The following is a 19,225-nucleotide window of genomic DNA, read 5'->3' as shown; positions in this document are numbered from 1 at the left end:
TTTACTCTATTTTTCCTATAATATTTTATAACGTTTCGCTAAAGCCAAATTTCACTTAGTGGCGTATCTAACCGATAATGATAACTCAGCTGAGCTTGCAGTAATTCTGCGGTGGCTAAAGCGTCAGTCAGTGCATTATGGTTTTGATACAATGGCAAGGAATAACGCTCCCTTGTATCACTTAACCGTAATGAGCCTAGTTTTGTATTAAATAGCCTACCTAGTAGCCCTTGACGCGCTCTAAGCGCTCGCCTTTCAATTTCCATAGTGTCGACTAGAGCAAATTCAATCCCTTCTTTTATACGTGTGAGCAGCGCATTATAAAAAAAGTGGCGCTCAATGGCGGCATAATGCACCACCACCACTTTCCCTTTAAGTGCATCAAGAAGTGGGGCTAAAATTCGATTGAGGTCGGGAGCTTCGTCCACTTCTGAGTGGGTAATACCATGGATAACAATCGACTCTTCACTCAAATCTCGTCGTGGTTGTACTACCCAATGGTGGCTCTCTTTACAGTAAATACGATTAACATTGAAAGGCACTAACCCCACACTAACAATATCATCGGTATTAGCGTCCAGACCTGTTGTTTCAAAATCTAGCGCCACAAAAGGTACATCTTTAAGTGGAGCAGTCTGATTGGTAAATGCCTGCTTATAAAACTCCTTAAGCAACGAGTTTTGCGCACTATGTAAAAGCTGCTCGTAACGACGTGGCCAATCTAACGGTGATTTAGCCATAACTTATTTCACACCTGAATGAGCAGAATAACTAAACTTTAGAAAGCTTTGCGCTTTTTCTAAAATCGCAAAAGCTTCTTTTAAATTACTTTGCTCAAATGGTGAGAGTAAATGCGGGTCTAAATCATTATCGGGCGCTTCCCCCTGCTCTATCTGCCATGCCTGATGGCGAATACGTACAGTGGCAATATATTCAAATGCATCACGCAAATCTTGTGCTTTGCCTTTGGGTAATAAGTTAGCCTCGATAATATCCTCTAAGCGCTCAAACGAATTTTGTTTACGTGAACCGACGGCTAATGCATGAACGCGAACCACATCAGATAGCGGCGCTGTACCACGACGTTTTAAGTTCATTGAGCGCTTATGTTGGCCATTGTGCTCAAGTACAAAGCCGTTAAAAAATCCCAATGGTGGCGTTCGATTGCGAGCATTAGCAGCAAGGTTAGCTAAAAAGCGTTTATTTACTTTGCTTTCTTTTGCCACCAGCGTTTTAAGCTCATCGGCCCATTTTAACTTACCCCACACACCATCTAAGTCAAAAAATATCGAGCTATTGAGCAGTGCTTGCGGTTTGGGCTCGGCCATCCAGCTAGCAAATTTTTCTTGCCATTGTTCGCGGGTCATACGCCATTTTTTAAACGAGGCCATAATTTCACCATCACAATAGGTATAGCCACACTTAGCCAAGCCATCACACACAAAGTCTGATAAGTTTTGAAAATACTCATCGTGCAATGCCTCATTGAAGCTATTATCTAAAATCAGTGCATTATCTTGATCGGTTACAATTAACTGCTCATCACGTGCCATTGAGCCCAACGCAATAAAACAATAAGGAATGGGCGGCTCGCCAAATTTTTCTTCTGCTAGGGCTAATAGGCGCTGTTTAAAGGTACGTCCTATTACTGCCATAGCGGTCCCTATCATATGCGAATTAGCATCTTCGTTTACCATACGCACAAACACATTAGGTAATTGGCGGGCGTAATGAACTAAGTCATCAACCGATTGTTGAGCTAAAATACCGCGTACTAACAATAAGCTACTTTGTGATTCATAGCGTAAAATATCAGATAGCGATATCACCCCTATTGGTCGCTTTTTATGTACCACAGGCAAGTGATGTAAGTTATCTCTGAGCATGGCTAAAACAGCTTCAAAAACGTAAGAGTTACTATCGAGCAAAACCAAACCTGAGGTCATTACCTCCTTCGCCGGCGTATCAAACGTAAGTCCTTGGGCAACAACTTTGGTACGGATATCTCTATCTGTGATGATCCCGACGACTTGACCGTCATCCTCTTCTGGATCGTCGCTTATTTGTTTTTCTATATCAGTAACAAGTACTGAAGAGACCGATTCTTGTGTCATCAAAAACGCGACGTCTTGTATGGGGGTTTGTGTAGTAACAGTGACTACATCGCGATGTAATAATGATTTAACTTTTGCGGTGGTTAAATCATTGCTGTCGGCTTGCTCTACTATTGCTTGGTGCAAGCGTACGTTGCCATCCACTTCGAAAAAGTCAGCAAAGGTTTCGTATTTATCACAGTATTCGTTGAAGGTATTAACATTAATACAATACGTTAAGGTATCTTCAAGTGCACGAGCTGGAAACCGCACTTTGCGGTTCATCAATAAACCCATTTGGCCAAAAATACCGCCTGTAGCTAAGCGGTTATAGAGTTCACCATTACGGCGTGAAATCTCAACTGAGCCACTACGAATAATATACAAGTCACTAATATCTTGCCCTAAATGCAGGATATCAGTTTCGGCACGGAAGTAAGCAACCTCTATTTGCATTGCTAATTCGTTCAATGCCTCAGTAGGAAGCGTATCAAATGGGGGATGTTCAACTAAAAATTGGGCTATTTCAACTTGCTCGGCCTGCATAGGGAATCCTTGTGGCGTGAATCTAGTTGAATTGTGAGCCTAATTGGCTATTTTTTCAAAGAAAAATAGCCAATTTACGTAAATAGTTAGCGATTAATTATCTACTTGCTCTAACTCCTGCGCTAATTGTTTTGACTCATCGCCGCGAGGGCTGGTAAAACGTGCAAGTCCTAAATAAATCACCGGTGTTAAATAAAGCGTAAACAATACCGCTAATGCTAGTCCACCAAACACTACCCAGCCAATCGCATTACGCGCCTCAGCGCCCGCACCTGTTGACATAATAAGCGGTAATGCACCCAATAAAGTAGAAATTAAGGTCATGGTAATGGGTCGTAGGCGTACCAGTGCAGCTTGTTCAACCGCTTTTCGAACACTAAGCCCGTTATCTCTTAATTGATCAGCAAACTCGACCAATAAAATTGCATTTTTAGCGATTAAACCAATAAGCATTACCAGACCAATTTGCGAATAAATATTGAGTGATGTGCCGGTTAAGTACAGTGCTAAAATAGCGGATGTAATACCAAATGGCACAGTAATCATCACCACAATGGCGCTGTTAACGTTTTCAAATTGTGCTGCCAATACTAAAAATACAATTAAAAATGCCAATACATAGGTCATTAATACTTCGTTTGAGGTCTCTTCAAATGTCAGAGCTTCCCCTTTAAACGCTAAAGTAATACCTGCTGGTAATGATTGCTCAGACACTTGTTTTATTTGCTCTACCAGTGTGGCAATAGTTAAACCTTCGGGTAATTCCATGCTTAATTCTATGGCACGTCGCTGAGCATGGCGCTCAAGCTCTGCAGCTACGCCTTCCTCTGTAATATTAGCGACACTACTGAGCGGTACTAATTGATTATCGCGGGCGCTTACATATAAATTTGCTAAATCACTGGGGTCATTAATGGTTTGATTTTGAGCCTGTAACATAATTGGTATTGACTGATCGCCAATATTTAAATCGGCTATATCGTCGCCATTAATGGCAGCTCTTAGGGTAATGGCTATATCACTTAACGATACACCGAGTTCTTCTGCGCGTCGTCTGTCTATATTGACGCGAAGTTGTGGTTGCGATGGCTGATACGATACGCGAACCGGTGCAACTTCAGGTACTGCTTTTTCAAGATCTGCTGAAAACTGCTGTGCAGCTTTAAATATTTCAAGGTAATCTTGCCCCAGCAAAGCAATTTCGATTCCGCCACCTTGGCCACGTAAGTTTAAACTATTAGCCCCCCCTGCGTATGCGGGTGCTCCAGGAATATTCATTAAAGGCTGACGAATTTTATTGATGATTTCTTGTTGACTAAAGTTGCGTTCATCCCAGTGTTTTAAAGGCACAGTAATAAACACAATATTAGGGTCCCATTGACCAACTACTGTGTAAATAGATTCAATTTCACCGCTTTCAACGAAAGGCAGTAAGGTGTCTTCCATTTTAATGGCTTGCCTGTCCATAAAGTTTAAGCCTACGCCATCTGGCCCACGAGCAAATATTCTAATTTTACCGCGATCTTCTGTTGGTAATAGCTCGTTATCTAAGCTCATATACAATGCACCTGAGCCGCCTGCCACTAATAAACAGGCAATAAAAGTAAGCCACGCATGATCGAGAACTTTATGAATTGTTTTGGTATATAAATTAGCAAGTACGTTACCAAACTTAGCAAATGGATGAAAACCGCCTTGCTTAAGCTTAAGCTTAGAGGTAAGTGCCGGCACTAACGATAACGCAACAAAGCTTGATATGATCACTGCACCGGCAAGAACACCGCCAAACTCTCTGAATAAACGCCCTGCTGTTGATGGTAAAAAAGCGATGGGAACAAACACAGCTGCTAACACTGCCGTGGTGGCAATAACGGCAAAAAATACTTCACGGGTGCCAACGACCGCAGCGGCACGCCTGCCTAAGCCTAATCCACGCTGGCGTTGAATGTTTTCACTCACCACAATCGCATCATCAACGATTAAACCAGTCGCAAGTACCAATGCGAGTAAGGTTAAAATATTAATGGAAAAACCCAGTGCCCATATCAGTGCTAACGAGCCTATCAAGGCAACCGGAATGGCAAATGCGGGCACTAAGGTTGCGCGCCAAGAACCAATAAATACCCATAAAGTAATGATCACTAGCAGCACTGTCAGCACTAATGAGTTAATAACTTCATCCACTGAGCTTCTAATAAATTGTGCATCATCTGATGTTAAGGTAAATTCCATCTGAGGAAAGCGTTCACGCATTCCCTCAATAAGCTTTAGAACTTCATCTGATATTTCTATGGTGTTAGATTGCGCTTGGCGGATAATTTCCATACCAATAACGGGTTTACCATTGAGCCTAACCATAGAGCGTGGATCTGCCGGGCCAAAATATACCGCAGCAATATCGCTAATACGGGTATCACCACGAATGATAATATCACCGACTTGATCTGGTGTGACCGAGGTAGCATCAGCACGCACAATGATTTGCTGATCGTTTGATTTTAAACTTCCTGCAGGCACATCAAAGGGAGCTTGCCTGAGAACGTCAGCAACATCAGGAATAGTTAAATTAAAGCTACTGAGCTTAAGCGGATCTATACGTACTCTAAGCACTCGTTCTCTATCACCGTTTAAGCGCACATCAGCAACACCGGGAATAGTTAAAAACTGTGGTGCTAAGTCAACATCAACTCGCTCGGTTAATGCCTCTAACGATAAACTCTCACTTGATACGGTGAGTGATACGACCGCCTCAGCATCATTATCGGCTTTTATAATAGATACACGCTCAACCTCTTCTGGGAGCTCTCTTTGCACTCGCGAAACTGACTCGCGTGTTTCATTAGCGGCATCATCCAGATTAACACCAGGTCTAAATTCAACCACAATACGTGAGCTGCCTTCTTCACTTTGTGCACGAATAGATTTAACTCCACTCACACGGGCAACAGCACCTTCAAGTTTGCTGGTGACTTCAGTGTCAACGGTTTCTGGGGAACCACCTGGAAACGAAGCTGATACCGTAATACGCGGCCTATCTACATCAGGAAGCTCTCGCACTTCTACGCCAGCTATAGCGGCGATACCGGCAATAATTATTAATAAATTAAGCACCACAATAAGTACAGGGCGGCGAATTGCCATAGACGGCAAGTCTTGCATCATAGGTTGCTGTTTCATGGCTACTCCTGCGTACTAGCGATAGGTGCAGTAAAGCTTAATTCTTGATTGGCTCGCAAGCGCTGAACGCCTTCAACAACTAACGTATCGTTTGGCTGTAATGCCCCTGATACGAGTAAGCGCCCTGCCAAGCGTTGCTCTATTTTCACATCAACCCGGGTAGCTTTGTTATCCACACTCGTCCACACATATGGACCCGTTGCGCCCCACAGTAGTGCTGCTTCAGGAATAGCGGCAAAGCGTTGACCTAATACTTCTATATGTACTCGAAAACTCATACCCGGTAAGAATTGTTGATCTTTGTTATTTAACTTTGCTTTGACTCTTAAGGTACGAGTTTGTGGGTCTATACGTGAGTCTAAATAAGCTATTTCTGCCTCAATGGGCGCTTGCGATTGCCATGGGAACACGCGTACACTAGCATTATTTCTGAGCATCGCAATCGCTGATTCAGGCGCGTTAAAATTAATGTATAACTGGCGGGTATCATCGATGCTAGCAATCATTGTTTGTGTTGTGATTCTGTCACCCACTTCAATGTCAGTCAGCCCCATAGTGCCATTAAAAGGGGCACGGACTTGGCGGTCTTCTAATTCAGTTTCGGCTTGAGTGAGAGTAACTTTTGCAAGCTCCACGATGGTTTTTGCATCATCTACATCACTTTGCGGAACAGCTCCTTTAGCTTGGCTTTGTTTTAAACGTTTTAAAGTTCGCTGACTATCTGCTAATTTTATTTTAGCCTCTTCAAGGGCCGCTTTTTGCCTACGTGAATCTAGCTCAAGTAAAATATCACCTTCTTTAACCTTATCGCCAGGTTTAAAATGAACCGCTGCTACTTTATCACCTACGGCAGGATATAAAATAACAGAATGGATAGCTTCAGCATTACCAACGGCCTGAACCTGCTGTTGGGCTTGTTCCATAGCGATATTTTCAACGACCACGCTAGCACCAGTTACTGGCAAACTAACCGATAAAAATAAGGCCGTTATGCCCATTAAAAGATTTTGCGACTTCAAAGGATCACCCTAATTAATTATTATTTCCATTATGTTACGCAGTTTAACACCTCTATGATCAATAAATAGCTTAGTACGACAAATTAGCAAAACAACACGCTGAAATTAAACACCCACGTATTTACTACACATTCTTACACCAGCCTACAAAATCACCACATATTTTGTGCGTATTAAACACTATGATTTGGTCATTAGAGTGAATATACAAACGAGTATTTATGAATAAAAGTATAATTTTGGTTTTACTACTTAGTGGCTGTGCATCACAAGGGGTTGATCGTACGAGTCAAAATCAATTAATTAAACGCTATTATGCATCTGTTGAGTCAGAGCAAAAAGTAACACTTTCCTCTGAAGTTGGAACAGGCATAGCTGCGGGAGCGGGTTTTGGCTTTGTTGACAGCTTAGATGGCAACAGCGAAGAAATGATTGGTGGCGCTATTGTCGGCGGTTTAGTTGGAGGGTTATTTACTGCATTATTTGAGGGAGGTAATACGGCTTATCAGTATAACTTATACGCTGCTGATGAAGGTGAATTTACGGTTATTCAAAAGAAAAAACTCGATAAAAACACAGAATGTGTTCTTGTAAATTCAGCTAATAAAATTACACTTACGCCGATAGATAAAAGTTATTGTATTCGTTGATTAAGCTCAAAGTGAGTATCAAACCTTTAAGCTGCTAAGCAATGTAGCTCGCTATTTATAAATTACTTTTAAATAAAAAACCTCAGTATTTACTGAGGTTTTTTAATGAATAAATAAACGCGTGGTATTATTTATTTCGTTGTGCGTCTTTTTGCGCTTTTTTTGCTTCTTTACGTTGCTGTAAAGCAGCTTGTGCTTCGTTACCAATGTGGCCTTCACCGCGTGCTTGTGCCAATTCTATTTGCTTTTGACGCTCAGCAAAACGAGCGCGTTGCTCGTCGGTTACATCATCAATACAATGATGACACGACACCCCTTCCATGTATTCAGGCTTTTGCTTTTCTTCTTCTGTGATAGGCATCCGACATGCGTGACACTGATCATATGAGCCTTTTTGTAAGTCATGATTTACCGCGACACGGTTATCAAATACAAAGCACTCGCCTTCCCACATGGTTTCTTCTTTTGGTACTTCTTCTAGGTATTTTAATATGCCGCCTTCAAGGTGGTATACCTCATCAAAGCCCTGCTCTTTCATATAAGCTGTTGATTTTTCACAGCGAATACCACCTGTACAAAACATAGCTACTTTTTTATGCTTTTCTGGGTCGAGATTTTCTTTGGCCCACTGCGGAAATTCGCGGAACGTCTTCGTGTTTGGATCGACCGCGTTTTGAAACGTACCAATTTCAATTTCATAATCATTTCGGGTATCAACAAGGATAACCTCTGGATCAGAAATAAGGGCGTTCCATTCATTTGGCTTAACATAACTGCCCACTACTTTTAATGGGTCAACGCCCTCAACACCCATAGTCACGATTTCTTTTTTAAGTTTTACTTTAGTGCGATAAAACGGGCATTCGTCATCATATGATTCTTTAGTAACAATATTGTCTAAATTAGGCTGGGTGTCTAACCACGCCAGTAAGTTATCTATGCCTTCACGTTTTGCTGAAACAGTTCCGTTAATTCCTTCCGCGGCAATTAACAAAGTACCACGCACGTCGTTTTGCTCCATTACATTAAGTAAAGGTTGGCGAAGTGCTTCAAAATCAGGTAAAGAAACAAATTTATACAGTGCGCACACAACAAAGTGATCGCTGGTTACATTATCTTTATGGATAGCAGTCATGGTTTTCCTATTTTGCCTTTAAACCCCGCAAGGGGCGTTTACCGAATCGTAAATCCGGCGCATATGGGGCGCGTATTTTACGCTTTTTTTATTTAAATGCAAAAAAATGGATGATAATGCGCTTTTTACTGTTAGCGCAGTGGCTCAGTGGGCTATAATGCGCGGATAAATTTACAAGACTTGCTCATATTGGAGAAATATACATTGCACTTTACTGATCTTGGGATTGATACTCGCCTAGAAACACAATTAGCGCACCAAGGGATCACCCAGCCTACCGATATTCAAGCTCATGCTGTGCCAACGGCACTCGCTGGACATGACATTTTCGCTCAGTCAAAAACTGGGTCAGGCAAAACTTTAGCGTTTTTATTACCTGCTGTGCAGCGAGTAATGAAACAAAAAGCACTCAGTAAACGTGATCCTCGTGTACTTATTGTTGCTCCAACTCGTGAGCTTGCAACCCAAGTGTTCACCCAACTACGGTTACTTATTGCCGGTACCAATATTAAGGCAGTTAAAATTCTCGGTGGTGAAAACTTTAACGACCAAATTAAAGCACTGCGCAACGACCCACATTTTGTGGTTGCTACACCAGGGCGCTTAGCCGATCACTTAAAGCAACGCTCTTTACAGTTAAGTGGCTTAGAGCTACTTATATTTGATGAAGCTGACCGTATTTTGGATTTAGGTTTCACCGACCAGCTTAAGTTAATTAATGAACTGGCAGATCACCGATTACGCCAGACCCTATTGTTTTCAGCGACATTAGATCATGCTCAAGTAGATGCCCTTTCGCGTAATTTATTAAAAAAACCAAAACAAATTATTCTCAGTGCAGCCAATGAGCAACACAGTGATATTAAACAAACATTGTATTTAGCCGATCATCTTGATCATAAAGAAGCGCTACTTGAGCATTTTCTTAATCAAGATAATGTAGGGCAATGTATTATATTTACCGCAACACGTGCTGATACCAGTCGCTTAAGCGAGGCATTAAATAGTAAAGGCTTTAAGTCTGTCGCACTAGCCGGGGATTTAACTCAAAGTAAGCGCCTTGATATCATGGATGCGTTTAGCCGTGAGAACTTTAAAATATTAATTACTACTGATGTTGCATCTCGCGGTTTAGATTTACTCAGTGTGACCCATGTTATTAATTTTGATCTACCAAAACACGCTGAAGAATACGTTCACCGTATTGGTCGCACAGGCCGAGCTGGTTTTAAAGGCAACGCGCTATCATTTGTTGGTCCTAAAGATTGGGCAAGTTACTTAGCAATAAAGTCATTTTTAAATGACGAATTGTCGTTTGCGGTGGTTGATGGTTTAAAAGCGAAATTTAAAGGCATCAAAGAGAAAAAGGTTACGCCAGTTAAACCAATTAAAAAGGTAGTGGCTGATAAAAAACCACATCAAAAACGCAAAGCGAAACCGAAAAAACCAGTAGCCCCAATTAAAGCACCACTTAACATCGATGGTGATACCCCTATGCGTCGTAAAAAAAAGCCTGAGCAGGAATAATTATGAGTTACCTTGGAACTACCCAAACCTTATTTGTAAAAGAAGTCAGTAATGAAGGTGCCTATTTAGATGGCCATGACTTAGGTGAAGTATTTTTACCTAAACACGAGATTAAACATGAACTTGAAGCTGGCGATAGCATCAGCGTTTTTACCTTTTTAGATAACGCAAACCTGCCAACAGCAACAACTAAAAAACCACACGCACAAGTCGGTGAATATGCCCTACTGCGCGTTAAAGAAATAAACAGCATTGGTGCTTTTTTAGATTGGGGTTTAGAAAAAGACGTGCTTGCACCGTTTAATGAACAAAAACCGCGTATGCAAGAAGGTTACTCGTATTTAGTCCGTTTATACCTAGATAATGCCAGTCAGCGAATTTGTGCTTCAACCAACTTTAATCGCTTTTTATCAAAAGACGAGCCGCAGTATAGCCACTTGCAAGAAGTCGATTTAATTGTGGCAGGTAAAACCGATATCGGCTACAAAGTACTTATTGAAGAGTCTCATTTTGGTGTTGTATTTTACAACATGGTATTTAAAAACCTATTTGTTGGTCAAAAGCTCAAAGGGTTTATTCAAAAAGTGCGTGAAGACGGAAAAATTGACGTTATACTTGAAAAGCCAGGTATGGGTAAAGTCAGTGAACTTGGCGAAAAAATTATGGAAAAACTAAAAGATGAAGGTGGCATCTTAGCCATAGGCGATAAATCTGAACCTGAATTAATTAAAAAAGTTTTCTCGACCAGTAAAGCAAACTACAAAAAAGCCATTGGTGGGTTATTTAAACAAGGCTTAATTGATATTGAAGCTAAGTCTATTCGTTTAAAATAATTCTATAAAAAAGCCACCTAGGTATAAACTTAAGTGGCTTTTTCGTATTTAAAATTTATAACTTAATGTTTTTGTAAGGTAAGGTACAACGTGAATATTGATTTGAATATTCAATTAATTCTTTTTTAGATGTCATATTTAATGGCGCTAATCTAAATACTTTTTTTGTACACTCATTCTGCATTTCATCGTGTACATCAACACATTCTCTACTACTTATATCAAGTCCTGCTAAAACAGCTTCATTTGTATAACATAAATGCTGAGCATAGTTTTGGGCGATTTTTTTAAACTTAAATAAATCAACGGGGTAATCAGATACCAAATCGGTAACATTCGAAACATCATCATACATTTTGGTTGAAAATACATATTTATTAACAGCAAAGCCACTAATGATAATTACCACTACAAACATTATTAAACGCAAAGTTAGTTCCTCACTGCATAGCCGTAACTAAATGTAGCACAAACAAAAAAAGTTGTAATAAACTCCTTATAATTATGCATACTTTAAATTTAAGCTATTGATTTATTAACATCATTTAATACTTCTACAGGGTTTTGTGCCTGAGTAATCGGACGCCCTATTACTAAATAGTCACTGCCAGCTTCAATCGCGTCTTTAGGTGTCATAATACGTTTTTGATCGCCCGCATCACTGCCAGCAGGACGAATACCTGGGGTTACGAGTTTAAATTCTTTGCCTAAAGCCGCCTTTAAACTTTGTGCTTCTTGTGCAGAACAAACCACACCATCAAGCCCTGCTTGCTTTGTTAGTTTTGCTAAATGCATAACTTGCTCTTGTGGTGATTTAGTTATACCTAAACGCCCAAGCTCAGTTTCATCCATGCTGGTTAAAACGGTCACGGCAATCAATAAAGGAGCTTTATCACCAAATTGTTCGAGTGCCTGCTTTGCTTTATGCATCATTTCAAAACCACCACTTGCATGAACATTAACCATCCACACGCCCATTTTAGCTGCAGCGGTTACTGCTTTAGCAACAGTATTTGGGATATCATGAAATTTCAAATCTAAAAATACATCGAAACCTAAATCAACCAGCTCTTTAACAAATTCAGGGCCAAAATATGTGAACATTTCTTTACCCACTTTTAATCGACAGGTATCCGGTGATAACTGTTTCACAAATGCTAAAGCAGTTTGCTGATCATCATAATCAAGAGCGATAAGAATTTTTTTTGATTGTTCGAAAGACATAACTATCCTACTAGTGAGCGAAAAGTATAAAGATTAAAATCCGTCTAAGCCTCTGCTAGGCACAATGGTTTCCCAATGTTTACACGAAGGGCAATTCCAATAAATGGTGTAACTTGTAAAGCCACAATGCTGGCATTGAAAGTCAGGCTTGGTAGCAATATATGAGGTAACAAGTTTATCTATTTGATTAAGCACATCTTTGGTATTTTTATTTTCGGCGCTCATTAACTGCAGTAAAAAACTAAAGCCACGGATGGTAGGTTGACGTTTTAAACTGTCGGTTAAAAATTCAAAGGCTTGTTCAGTGTGACCTTGCTCAAGCAACGCTTGGCAATGCTGTATTTTTATCATTACCCCACCCTTATCTAATAAGTCGTTCACGAGTTCATGAAACTGATGGGTTAGTTTAAGTTGCTTATAACTATGCGCTAACTTATCAATAAATAATGGCGCAAAAAAGGTAAATTGACAGATAAGTTCTCGCCAATAATAAATTGCTTTTACGTAATCTTCTTTTGTATAGGCAGACAAACCAAGCTCATATAGAGGCCTGATTGTTTTAAAGTTTAAGCTAATAGCTTTGCGCATAAGTTGAGGATTATTACTGGTAATAGCATATTCACAATAAAAGTTTGCGATGGCTTTGAAGTGTTGTTCTTTTGAAAAAAGCTCAGTATGCGCTTCAAACATACTAATGCCTTTTTCCCATTCACGGGTCTGTGAATATAAGGAAATAATTGGCTCAAGAGCATCTTCATGGTTATTTTTTACCAGCCATATTAAATGTTCTTCTGCGCTATCGAGTAAACCTGCCATAATATAGTCTTCTGCTAATTCTAACCGACTATTGGCAGCTTGTTTTTCGTTAAGGCTTGGGTGTTTTAATAGCAATTCATGAATTTTTATTGCGCGGTCAAGCTCGCCACGGCGGCGAAACATAGTGGCTAATGTAGAATAGTGTTCTACAGAGTCAGCAGCTACTTCGAGCAAATTAATTAAATGCTCAAGCCCCTGATCTTCTTCTCTGTCCAGTAAGAACTTTAACCCTTTACTGTATTCAGAAGTGATTTCTCTATTAAATTGATGAGCCTGATTTTTCGCACTGTTTTTTCCCATGATCCAGCCATAACCGGCGGCGACAGGAAGCAGTAAAAACAACAGCTCAATCATAATTAGGTATCTTTGTTGGCAATACGCTTTTTATTATCTTTTTCAGGCGTTATTTGCTTTTTTAAACGGTAATTTTGCCACTTTAATTGCGTAAACAATTTAAAGCTCACAAAGCAACCCACTACAACACCTAACAAAAAGCAGATACTTATTATAACGGCTAAAGGTAATGTATTACTGGCTATTATGTAGTTAATTTGTGTTAATTGTGGATTTTGCGAACCCAATACAAATGCACCAATTAAAAAAAGTGCTGCCAGAATAATTTTTAATACCTTGAACAAGTAACTACTCCAATAAATTTACTAAGCAATGCTCTCGTTTACACGGTCACGTAGTTCTTTGCCTGGCTTAAAATGAGGTACATGCTTACCATCTAACTCTACAGTTTCACCTGTTTTAGGATTACGACCTGTACGAGGTGCACGGTAATGCAAAGAGAAACTTCCAAAACCTCGGATCTCAATACGATCTGAAGAAGATAATGAGCCGGCCATTTGTTCAAGAATTTCTTTAACAGCGTTCTCAACATCTTTCACAGGAATATGTGCGTGTTGTTCAGCAAGTGTTTCTATCAGTTCTGACTTAGTCATAGCGTTTCCTTAAAAGAAATAGTGGAAGGGCATAAACTGCCCTTCCAATTAAAAGACTATAATTAATTAGTCTTTTTGTGCATTTGCGAAAGCAGCTGCCATTGCGTTTTCGAACACTGGCTCTTCTTTCTTAAGCTTCTCTAGTACTTCTTTCTCTTCTGCTTCGAAAAGAGCTTTAACAGATAAGCTTAAAGTGCGGTTCTTACGATCAACACCAACGTATTTAACTTCGATTTCGTCGCCTACAGAAACAACAGTAGTTGCATCTTCAACGCGCTCTTGAGCGATATCAGCTACACGGATGTAACCTTCAACGCCTTCGATAAGTTCAACAGTTGCGCCTTTCGCATCAACTTCAGTCACTTTACCTTTAACAATAGCACCTTTTTTGTTTGCATCAAGGTAGTTATTGAATGGGTCAGCTTCGATTTGCTTAACACCTAGAGAGATACGTTCACGCTCTGGGTCAACTTGCAATACGATAGCAGTGATTTCGTCGCCTTTCTTGAATTCACGTACAGCTTCTTCGCCAGGTGTATTCCAAGAAATGTCTGAAAGGTGTACAAGACCATCAATACCACCGTCAAGACCGATAAAGATACCGAAGTCAGTGATTGATTTGATCTTACCAGTAACTTGATCGCCTTTGTTTTGTAGACGAGCAAATTCCTGCCAAGGATTAGCAATACATTGCTTAAGACCAAGAGAAATACGACGACGTTCTTCGTCGATTTCAAGAACCATAACTTCAACAGTGTCACCAAGTGAAACAACTTTTGAAGGGTGGATGTTCTTGTTAGTCCAATCCATTTCAGAAACGTGTACTAGACCTTCAACGCCTTCTTCGATTTCTACGAAGCAACCGTAATCAGTAAGGTTAGTTACACGACCAGAAAGTTTAGAGCCTTCTGGGTAACGACCAGCGATAGCTGCCCATGGATCTTCGCCAAGCTGTTTAAGACCTAGAGATACACGAGTTTTATCTTTGTCGAATTTAAGAACTTTAACTGCGATTTCGTCGCCAACATTAACGATTTCTGAAGGGTGCTTAACACGCTTCCACGCCATGTCAGTAATGTGTAGTAGGCCATCAACACCACCAAGGTCAACGAATGCACCGTAGTCAGTAAGGTTCTTAACGATACCTTTAACTTCTTGACCTTCAACAAGGTTAGCAAGAAGCTCTTCACGTTCTTGTGAGTTTTCTGATTCGATAACTGCACGACGTGAAACAACAACGTTGTTACGTTTTTGATCAAGCTTGATTACTTTAAATTCAAGCTCTTTGCCTTCAAGGTGAGTTGTGTCACGTACTGGACGAACATCAACAAGTGAACCAGGTAGGAAAGCACGGATTGAATCAACTTCAACAGTGAAACCGCCTTTAACTTTACCGTTGATAACACCAGTAACAGTCTCTTGCTCTTCACATGCTTTCTCAAGACGGATCCACGCTTCGTGACGCTTCGCTTTCTCACGAGAAAGGATAGTTTCACCGAAACCGTCTTCGATTGCATCTAGTGCAACATCTACTTCGTCGCCAACAGCAACTTCTAGTTCACCAGCAGCATTTTTGAACTGCTCTGCAGGGATAGCACTTTCTGATTTAAGACCAGCATCTACAAGTACAATGTTGTTCTCGATTGAGATTACTGTACCTTTAACGATAGAGCCTTGCTCTGCTTCAAAACCCTTTAAGCTTTCTTCAAATAACTGCGCAAAATTTTCTGACATACGAATATACGTCTCATATATTAATACCAATAAGCAACCATGCTGCATGGGGTTGTTAAAATAGCACTGGCGTCCTGCTGGTGCATAAAATGTGTTTAGCTTCGTTTAGGAAGCTTACCTTCAGAGATACTTGAATCTAATAAAGTTATAACTTTATCAAAGACTTGCTGTGCGTTGAGTTCGCTAGTATCAAGCTCAATCGCATCCTCTGCAGGTACAAGCGGCGCAACGGCGCGATTCATATCGCGATCATCACGTGCTTGAATGTCTTGTAATAGACCACTTAGTGTAACATCAAGCCCGCGCTCATTCAACTCAACAAAACGTCTGCGAGCACGTTCTTCTGCACTTGCGGTTAGAAATATCTTTAATGGCGCATCAGGAAACACAACAGTGCCCATATCGCGACCATCAGCAATTAAGCCATTTTCAGTTCTAAACGCACGCTGGCGACGAAGTAACGCTTCACGAACTCGTGGCAATGCCGCAACTTTGGACGCTGCAGCTCCCACTTCTTCATTTCGAATAGTGGTTGTTACATCTTCGCCTTCTAAAATAATCTTTCCTGCATTAGTATCACTGTCTATCAGAAACTGCACATCAAGATTTGCAGCTAGTGGAACCAGTGCTTCTTCGTTATCTAACGCAATTTGGTGATGAAGTGCTGCAAGTGAAAGTACGCGATAAATTGCACCGCTATCTAACACATCCCAGCCTAATTTTTCAGCCAATAAGCGACAAACAGTTCCTTTACCAGAACCACTTGGGCCATCTACGGTGATTACGGGCATTAATAACGCCGGCATTTAAAACCTCCTTCAATGCACACCAAAATAAACCGCCACATTATACGTCAATTATTAAAGATTATCCGCTTTTAGTATGTAACTTTTTATAAATACTTATAAATAGCCTATTTACTGACAGATGCTAACACGTTGAAAAATGTTGGGAATGTCTTATAAGTACAGGCCGGATCGTTAATCGTGATTGGCTTACCCCCTACCGCCACCATTGCAAAGCACATGGCAATACGGTGGTCATCATAGGTATCTACAGCCACATTATTAAATTGTTTTGGCGGTGTGATCTCAATAAAGTCATGCCCTTCAACTACTTCAGCCCCTACTTTTTTAAGCTCAGTAGCCATAGCGTGTAAACGGTCAGTTTCTTTTACTCGCCAGTTATAAATGTTGCGAATTGCCGTTGGCCCTTTTGCAAACAAGGCAACTGTAGCCAGGGTCATTGCAGCATCAGGTATTGCATTCGCATCAATATCAATACCGTTAAGCTCACCTTTACGAACAACTAAACGTTCGTCATACCAATCAATTTTTGCACCTACTTGCTCCATAACATTAGCAAAACCAATATCACCTTGAACTGATTTAGCACCGACGCCTTTAATTTCTATTTCGCCGCCGGCAATTGCTGCAGCAGCAATAAAGTAAGAAGCAGATGAAGCATCCCCTTCGACCATAATTCGCTCAACGGCTTGATACTGCTGTGCACCTTTTACAAAAAAAGTACTGTAATTATCATGCTCAACGGTAACACCAAAACGCGCCATTACATCAAGAGTAATATCAATGTAAGGCTTAGACACTAACGTGCCTTTAATTTTAATTTGAGTATCACCTTTAAATAACGGTGCAGCCATAAGAAGCGCAGTTAAAAATTGGCTTGAAATACTACCGTCAATTTCGACTTCACCACCTGCTATTTGCCCACCAACAATTTTAAGCGGCGGATAATCTTTATTTTTTAAATAACTAACATTACCACCTAAGGCTTGCAGTGCATCAACTAAGTGGCCAATTGGTCGCTCTTCCATACGTGGCTCACCAATTAACTCATACTCCCCAGCAATCGCTGCAAGCACGGCCGTTAAAGGACGGTATGCTGTACCTGCATTACCTAAAAACAGTGCTTCAGTTGGCGTTTTAAATACGCCACCTACACCTTCTACGGTCGCGATGGTTCGCTCATCATTAAGTGTCACATTCACACCGAGCTGCGCTAAGGCGCCCAACATATGACGAATATCATCACTGTCTAATAAGTTTTCTACAACCGTAGTGCCGTTTGATAGTGCAGCCAATAATAGAATGCGATTTGACAAGCTTTTCGAACCCGGCAGAGTAACACTGCCATTAACCTGTGAAATAGGCGCTAAAGAAAGTTGCTCCATTAGCTGTTCTCCTTTGCGAAAGCCGCCATAAAATCAACTAATGCTTTAACTCCTTCCAGTGGCATTGCGTTATAAATACTCGCGCGCATACCGCCAACAATACGGTGCCCTTCAAGCGCTAATAAGCCCGCTTCTGTTGACTCTTTAACAAACTTATCATTTAGGCTTTCATCAACTAACCAAAAAGGCACATTCATACGTGAACGACAATGTTTTGCTACCTTGTTGGTGTAAAAATCAGACTCATCGATAAAGTCATAAAGCAGCTGCGCTTTGACAGTATTATGTGTTTCCATGGCTTTAACACCACCATTTTGCTCAAGCCATTCAAATACTTCAGCTGCTAAATACCATGCAAATGTAGGTGGAGTGTTAAACATACTGCCTTGTTTTGCTTCAAGTGCGTAATCTAAAATACCTGGCTTAGCTAGCCCTTCACGCTCAAGTAGCGTTTTACGAACAATTACGATAGCAATACCCGATGGGCCGATATTCTTTTGAGCACCTGCGTAGATTAAATCAAATTGATTAACGTCAATTTCGCGCGATAGAATAGTCGACGACATATCGGCGACAATCGGTGCTGTTGGGTGACTGGGTACATCAAAAATCTCTAGACCATCTACAGTTTCATTTGGGCAATAATGAATATATGCAGCATCGGCTGGTAAAACCCAATCGGCTACCTGCTTGATAGAAAATAAGCCATTATCGTCATTACGTACGTCAATAGTGTGAGTTTGAGTAAACTTATCAGCTTCGCTAGTTGCACTTTTTGACCACACGCCATTTTCACAATACACCGCTTTTTTTCCATCAACGTGGAGGTTTAAAGGTACGGCACTAAATTGACCTCGACCACCGCCGTGCATAAACAGCACTTCAAACTCATCACTAATATTCATTAAGCGACGTAGACTAGCTTCACACTTAGCCGTTAATGCTAAAAATTCTTTACTGCGATGGCTCATTTCCATTACTGAAACGCCAAGCCCTTGCCAGTCTAAAAACTCTTTTTGTGCTTTTTGCATGACAGCCGGTGGTAACATTGCAGGACCCGCACAAAAATTATAAATACTCATTACCTTTTCCTCATTCCAGTAATTTACTGTTTAACTTGAACTAATACCAATCCGCAATAATACTTAATCATTTTACGGGGCTAAACGTGTCGCTACCTGCGTTAAAAAATTCTCATTTAAACAACTAAATAGCAAATTTTTTGCCTAGCTATCAACACGTTTTTCCAGCCTTAAAATAGACCACTTAATTAAGTGAATTGGTATTAAACTAATTCAAGTGTCTTTAGTTTTTTTCAACCACATAAAAAAAG

The 19,225-nt window shown here is 40.6% G+C and carries 17 protein-coding genes; 3 read left to right on the top strand and 14 right to left on the bottom strand.

Annotated elements, in window-relative coordinates; translation table 11 throughout:
• Positions 1-38 precede the first annotated feature (38 nt).
• The 4 genes from FHG08_RS11165 to FHG08_RS11150 form a co-directional block, all read right to left on the bottom strand.
• Positions 39-740 (bottom strand): 3'-5' exonuclease, encoded by a 702-nt coding sequence (locus FHG08_RS11165; protein ID WP_054200885.1) that lies wholly within the window; start codon positions 738-740, stop codon positions 39-41.
• Between the two features lie 3 nt (positions 741-743).
• Positions 744-2,639, bottom strand: coding sequence for a DUF294 nucleotidyltransferase-like domain-containing protein (locus FHG08_RS11160; protein WP_178956036.1), 1,896 nt, complete (start codon positions 2,637-2,639; stop codon positions 744-746).
• A gap of 93 nt (positions 2,640-2,732) precedes the next feature.
• A complete protein-coding gene (locus tag FHG08_RS11155) occupies positions 2,733-5,816 on the bottom strand; it encodes an efflux RND transporter permease subunit (protein WP_075169261.1) in 3,084 nt (1,027 codons plus the stop codon).
• Between the two features lie 2 nt (positions 5,817-5,818).
• Positions 5,819-6,835, bottom strand: coding sequence for an efflux RND transporter periplasmic adaptor subunit (locus FHG08_RS11150; RefSeq protein ID WP_372239238.1), 1,017 nt, complete (start codon positions 6,833-6,835; stop codon positions 5,819-5,821).
• A gap of 221 nt (positions 6,836-7,056) precedes the next feature.
• Between FHG08_RS11150 and FHG08_RS11145 the strand changes: the two genes are divergently transcribed.
• Positions 7,057-7,485: a hypothetical protein gene (locus FHG08_RS11145; RefSeq protein ID WP_010389934.1), complete on the top strand. Its 429-nt coding sequence runs from the start codon at positions 7,057-7,059 to the stop codon at positions 7,483-7,485.
• 127 nt (positions 7,486-7,612) lie between these two features.
• Here the strand turns inward: FHG08_RS11145 and FHG08_RS11140 are convergent, their stop codons facing one another.
• A complete protein-coding gene (locus FHG08_RS11140; protein WP_075169263.1) occupies positions 7,613-8,620 on the bottom strand; it encodes a rhodanese-related sulfurtransferase in 1,008 nt (335 codons plus the stop codon).
• A gap of 204 nt (positions 8,621-8,824) precedes the next feature.
• On the opposite strand from FHG08_RS11140, the gene FHG08_RS11135 reads away from it, so the two are divergent.
• Together FHG08_RS11135 and FHG08_RS11130 are read left to right on the top strand one after the other, a co-directional pair.
• The gene (locus FHG08_RS11135) at positions 8,825-10,147 is read left to right on the top strand and encodes a DEAD/DEAH box helicase (RefSeq protein ID WP_178956035.1); all 1,323 of its coding nucleotides are present in this window, start codon (positions 8,825-8,827) and stop codon (positions 10,145-10,147) included.
• A gap of 2 nt (positions 10,148-10,149) precedes the next feature.
• On the top strand, positions 10,150-10,980 hold the full coding sequence (locus tag FHG08_RS11130; RefSeq protein ID WP_010389931.1) for a S1 RNA-binding domain-containing protein: 831 nt from the start codon (positions 10,150-10,152) through the stop codon (positions 10,978-10,980).
• A 55-nt stretch (positions 10,981-11,035) separates the two neighbouring features.
• Here the strand turns inward: FHG08_RS11130 and FHG08_RS11125 are convergent, their stop codons facing one another.
• The 9 genes from FHG08_RS11125 to serC form a co-directional block, all read right to left on the bottom strand.
• Positions 11,036-11,410 (bottom strand): hypothetical protein, encoded by a 375-nt coding sequence (locus tag FHG08_RS11125; RefSeq protein ID WP_171039639.1) that lies wholly within the window; start codon positions 11,408-11,410, stop codon positions 11,036-11,038.
• Between the two features lie 89 nt (positions 11,411-11,499).
• Complete coding sequence (gene pyrF / locus FHG08_RS11120) at positions 11,500-12,204, bottom strand: orotidine-5'-phosphate decarboxylase (RefSeq protein WP_138608482.1); 705 nt, start codon at positions 12,202-12,204, stop codon at positions 11,500-11,502.
• A gap of 33 nt (positions 12,205-12,237) precedes the next feature.
• The gene (gene lapB / locus FHG08_RS11115) at positions 12,238-13,374 is read right to left on the bottom strand and encodes a lipopolysaccharide assembly protein LapB (RefSeq protein WP_138608484.1); all 1,137 of its coding nucleotides are present in this window, start codon (positions 13,372-13,374) and stop codon (positions 12,238-12,240) included.
• Between the two features lie 2 nt (positions 13,375-13,376).
• Positions 13,377-13,658, bottom strand: a complete 282-nt coding sequence (locus FHG08_RS11110; RefSeq protein ID WP_138608486.1) for a lipopolysaccharide assembly protein LapA domain-containing protein — start codon at positions 13,656-13,658, stop codon at positions 13,377-13,379.
• A 21-nt stretch (positions 13,659-13,679) separates the two neighbouring features.
• The gene (gene ihfB, locus FHG08_RS11105) at positions 13,680-13,967 is read right to left on the bottom strand and encodes an integration host factor subunit beta (RefSeq protein WP_024600987.1); all 288 of its coding nucleotides are present in this window, start codon (positions 13,965-13,967) and stop codon (positions 13,680-13,682) included.
• A gap of 66 nt (positions 13,968-14,033) precedes the next feature.
• Positions 14,034-15,701, bottom strand: a complete 1,668-nt coding sequence (rpsA, locus tag FHG08_RS11100) for a 30S ribosomal protein S1 (RefSeq protein ID WP_002961176.1) — start codon at positions 15,699-15,701, stop codon at positions 14,034-14,036.
• A gap of 95 nt (positions 15,702-15,796) precedes the next feature.
• Positions 15,797-16,507 carry a (d)CMP kinase gene (gene cmk, locus FHG08_RS11095; RefSeq protein ID WP_010389925.1) on the bottom strand — a complete coding sequence of 237 codons (711 nt, stop codon included), beginning with the start codon at positions 16,505-16,507 and terminating at the stop codon, positions 15,797-15,799.
• Positions 16,508-16,614: 107 nt separating this feature from the next.
• Entirely contained in the window at positions 16,615-17,892 is a 1,278-nt protein-coding gene (aroA, locus tag FHG08_RS11090) for a 3-phosphoshikimate 1-carboxyvinyltransferase (protein ID WP_178956034.1), read from the bottom strand.
• Complete coding sequence (serC, locus tag FHG08_RS11085; protein WP_178956033.1) at positions 17,892-18,974, bottom strand: 3-phosphoserine/phosphohydroxythreonine transaminase; 1,083 nt, start codon at positions 18,972-18,974, stop codon at positions 17,892-17,894. The genes aroA and serC overlap by 1 nt, the downstream gene beginning before the upstream one ends.
• Between the last annotated feature and the right edge of the window lie 251 nt (positions 18,975-19,225).

This window comes from Pseudoalteromonas sp. Scap03, from assembly GCF_013393115.1.
In the GTDB taxonomy this organism is placed as follows: domain Bacteria; phylum Pseudomonadota; class Gammaproteobacteria; order Enterobacterales; family Alteromonadaceae; genus Pseudoalteromonas.
This window is presented reverse-complemented; position numbering and strand designations above follow the sequence as displayed.

Coding starts and splice junctions, on each gene's coding strand:
- FHG08_RS11165 (WP_054200885.1), bottom strand. CDS start 740: ATGGCTAAATCACCGTTAGATTGGCCACGTCGTTACGAGCAGCTTTTA.
- FHG08_RS11130 (WP_010389931.1), top strand. CDS start 10,150: ATGAGTTACCTTGGAACTACCCAAACCTTATTTGTAAAAGAAGTCAGT.
- serC (WP_178956033.1), bottom strand. CDS start 18,974: ATGAGTATTTATAATTTTTGTGCGGGTCCTGCAATGTTACCACCGGCT.
- aroA (WP_178956034.1), bottom strand. CDS start 17,892: ATGGAGCAACTTTCTTTAGCGCCTATTTCACAGGTTAATGGCAGTGTT.
- rpsA (WP_002961176.1), bottom strand. CDS start 15,701: ATGTCAGAAAATTTTGCGCAGTTATTTGAAGAAAGCTTAAAGGGTTTT.
- pyrF (WP_138608482.1), bottom strand. CDS start 12,204: ATGTCTTTCGAACAATCAAAAAAAATTCTTATCGCTCTTGATTATGAT.
- ihfB (WP_024600987.1), bottom strand. CDS start 13,967: ATGACTAAGTCAGAACTGATAGAAACACTTGCTGAACAACACGCACAT.
- lapB (WP_138608484.1), bottom strand. CDS start 13,374: ATGATTGAGCTGTTGTTTTTACTGCTTCCTGTCGCCGCCGGTTATGGC.
- cmk (WP_010389925.1), bottom strand. CDS start 16,507: ATGCCGGCGTTATTAATGCCCGTAATCACCGTAGATGGCCCAAGTGGT.
- FHG08_RS11155 (WP_075169261.1), bottom strand. CDS start 5,816: ATGAAACAGCAACCTATGATGCAAGACTTGCCGTCTATGGCAATTCGC.
- FHG08_RS11160 (WP_178956036.1), bottom strand. CDS start 2,639: ATGCAGGCCGAGCAAGTTGAAATAGCCCAATTTTTAGTTGAACATCCC.
- FHG08_RS11145 (WP_010389934.1), top strand. CDS start 7,057: ATGAATAAAAGTATAATTTTGGTTTTACTACTTAGTGGCTGTGCATCA.
- FHG08_RS11140 (WP_075169263.1), bottom strand. CDS start 8,620: ATGACTGCTATCCATAAAGATAATGTAACCAGCGATCACTTTGTTGTG.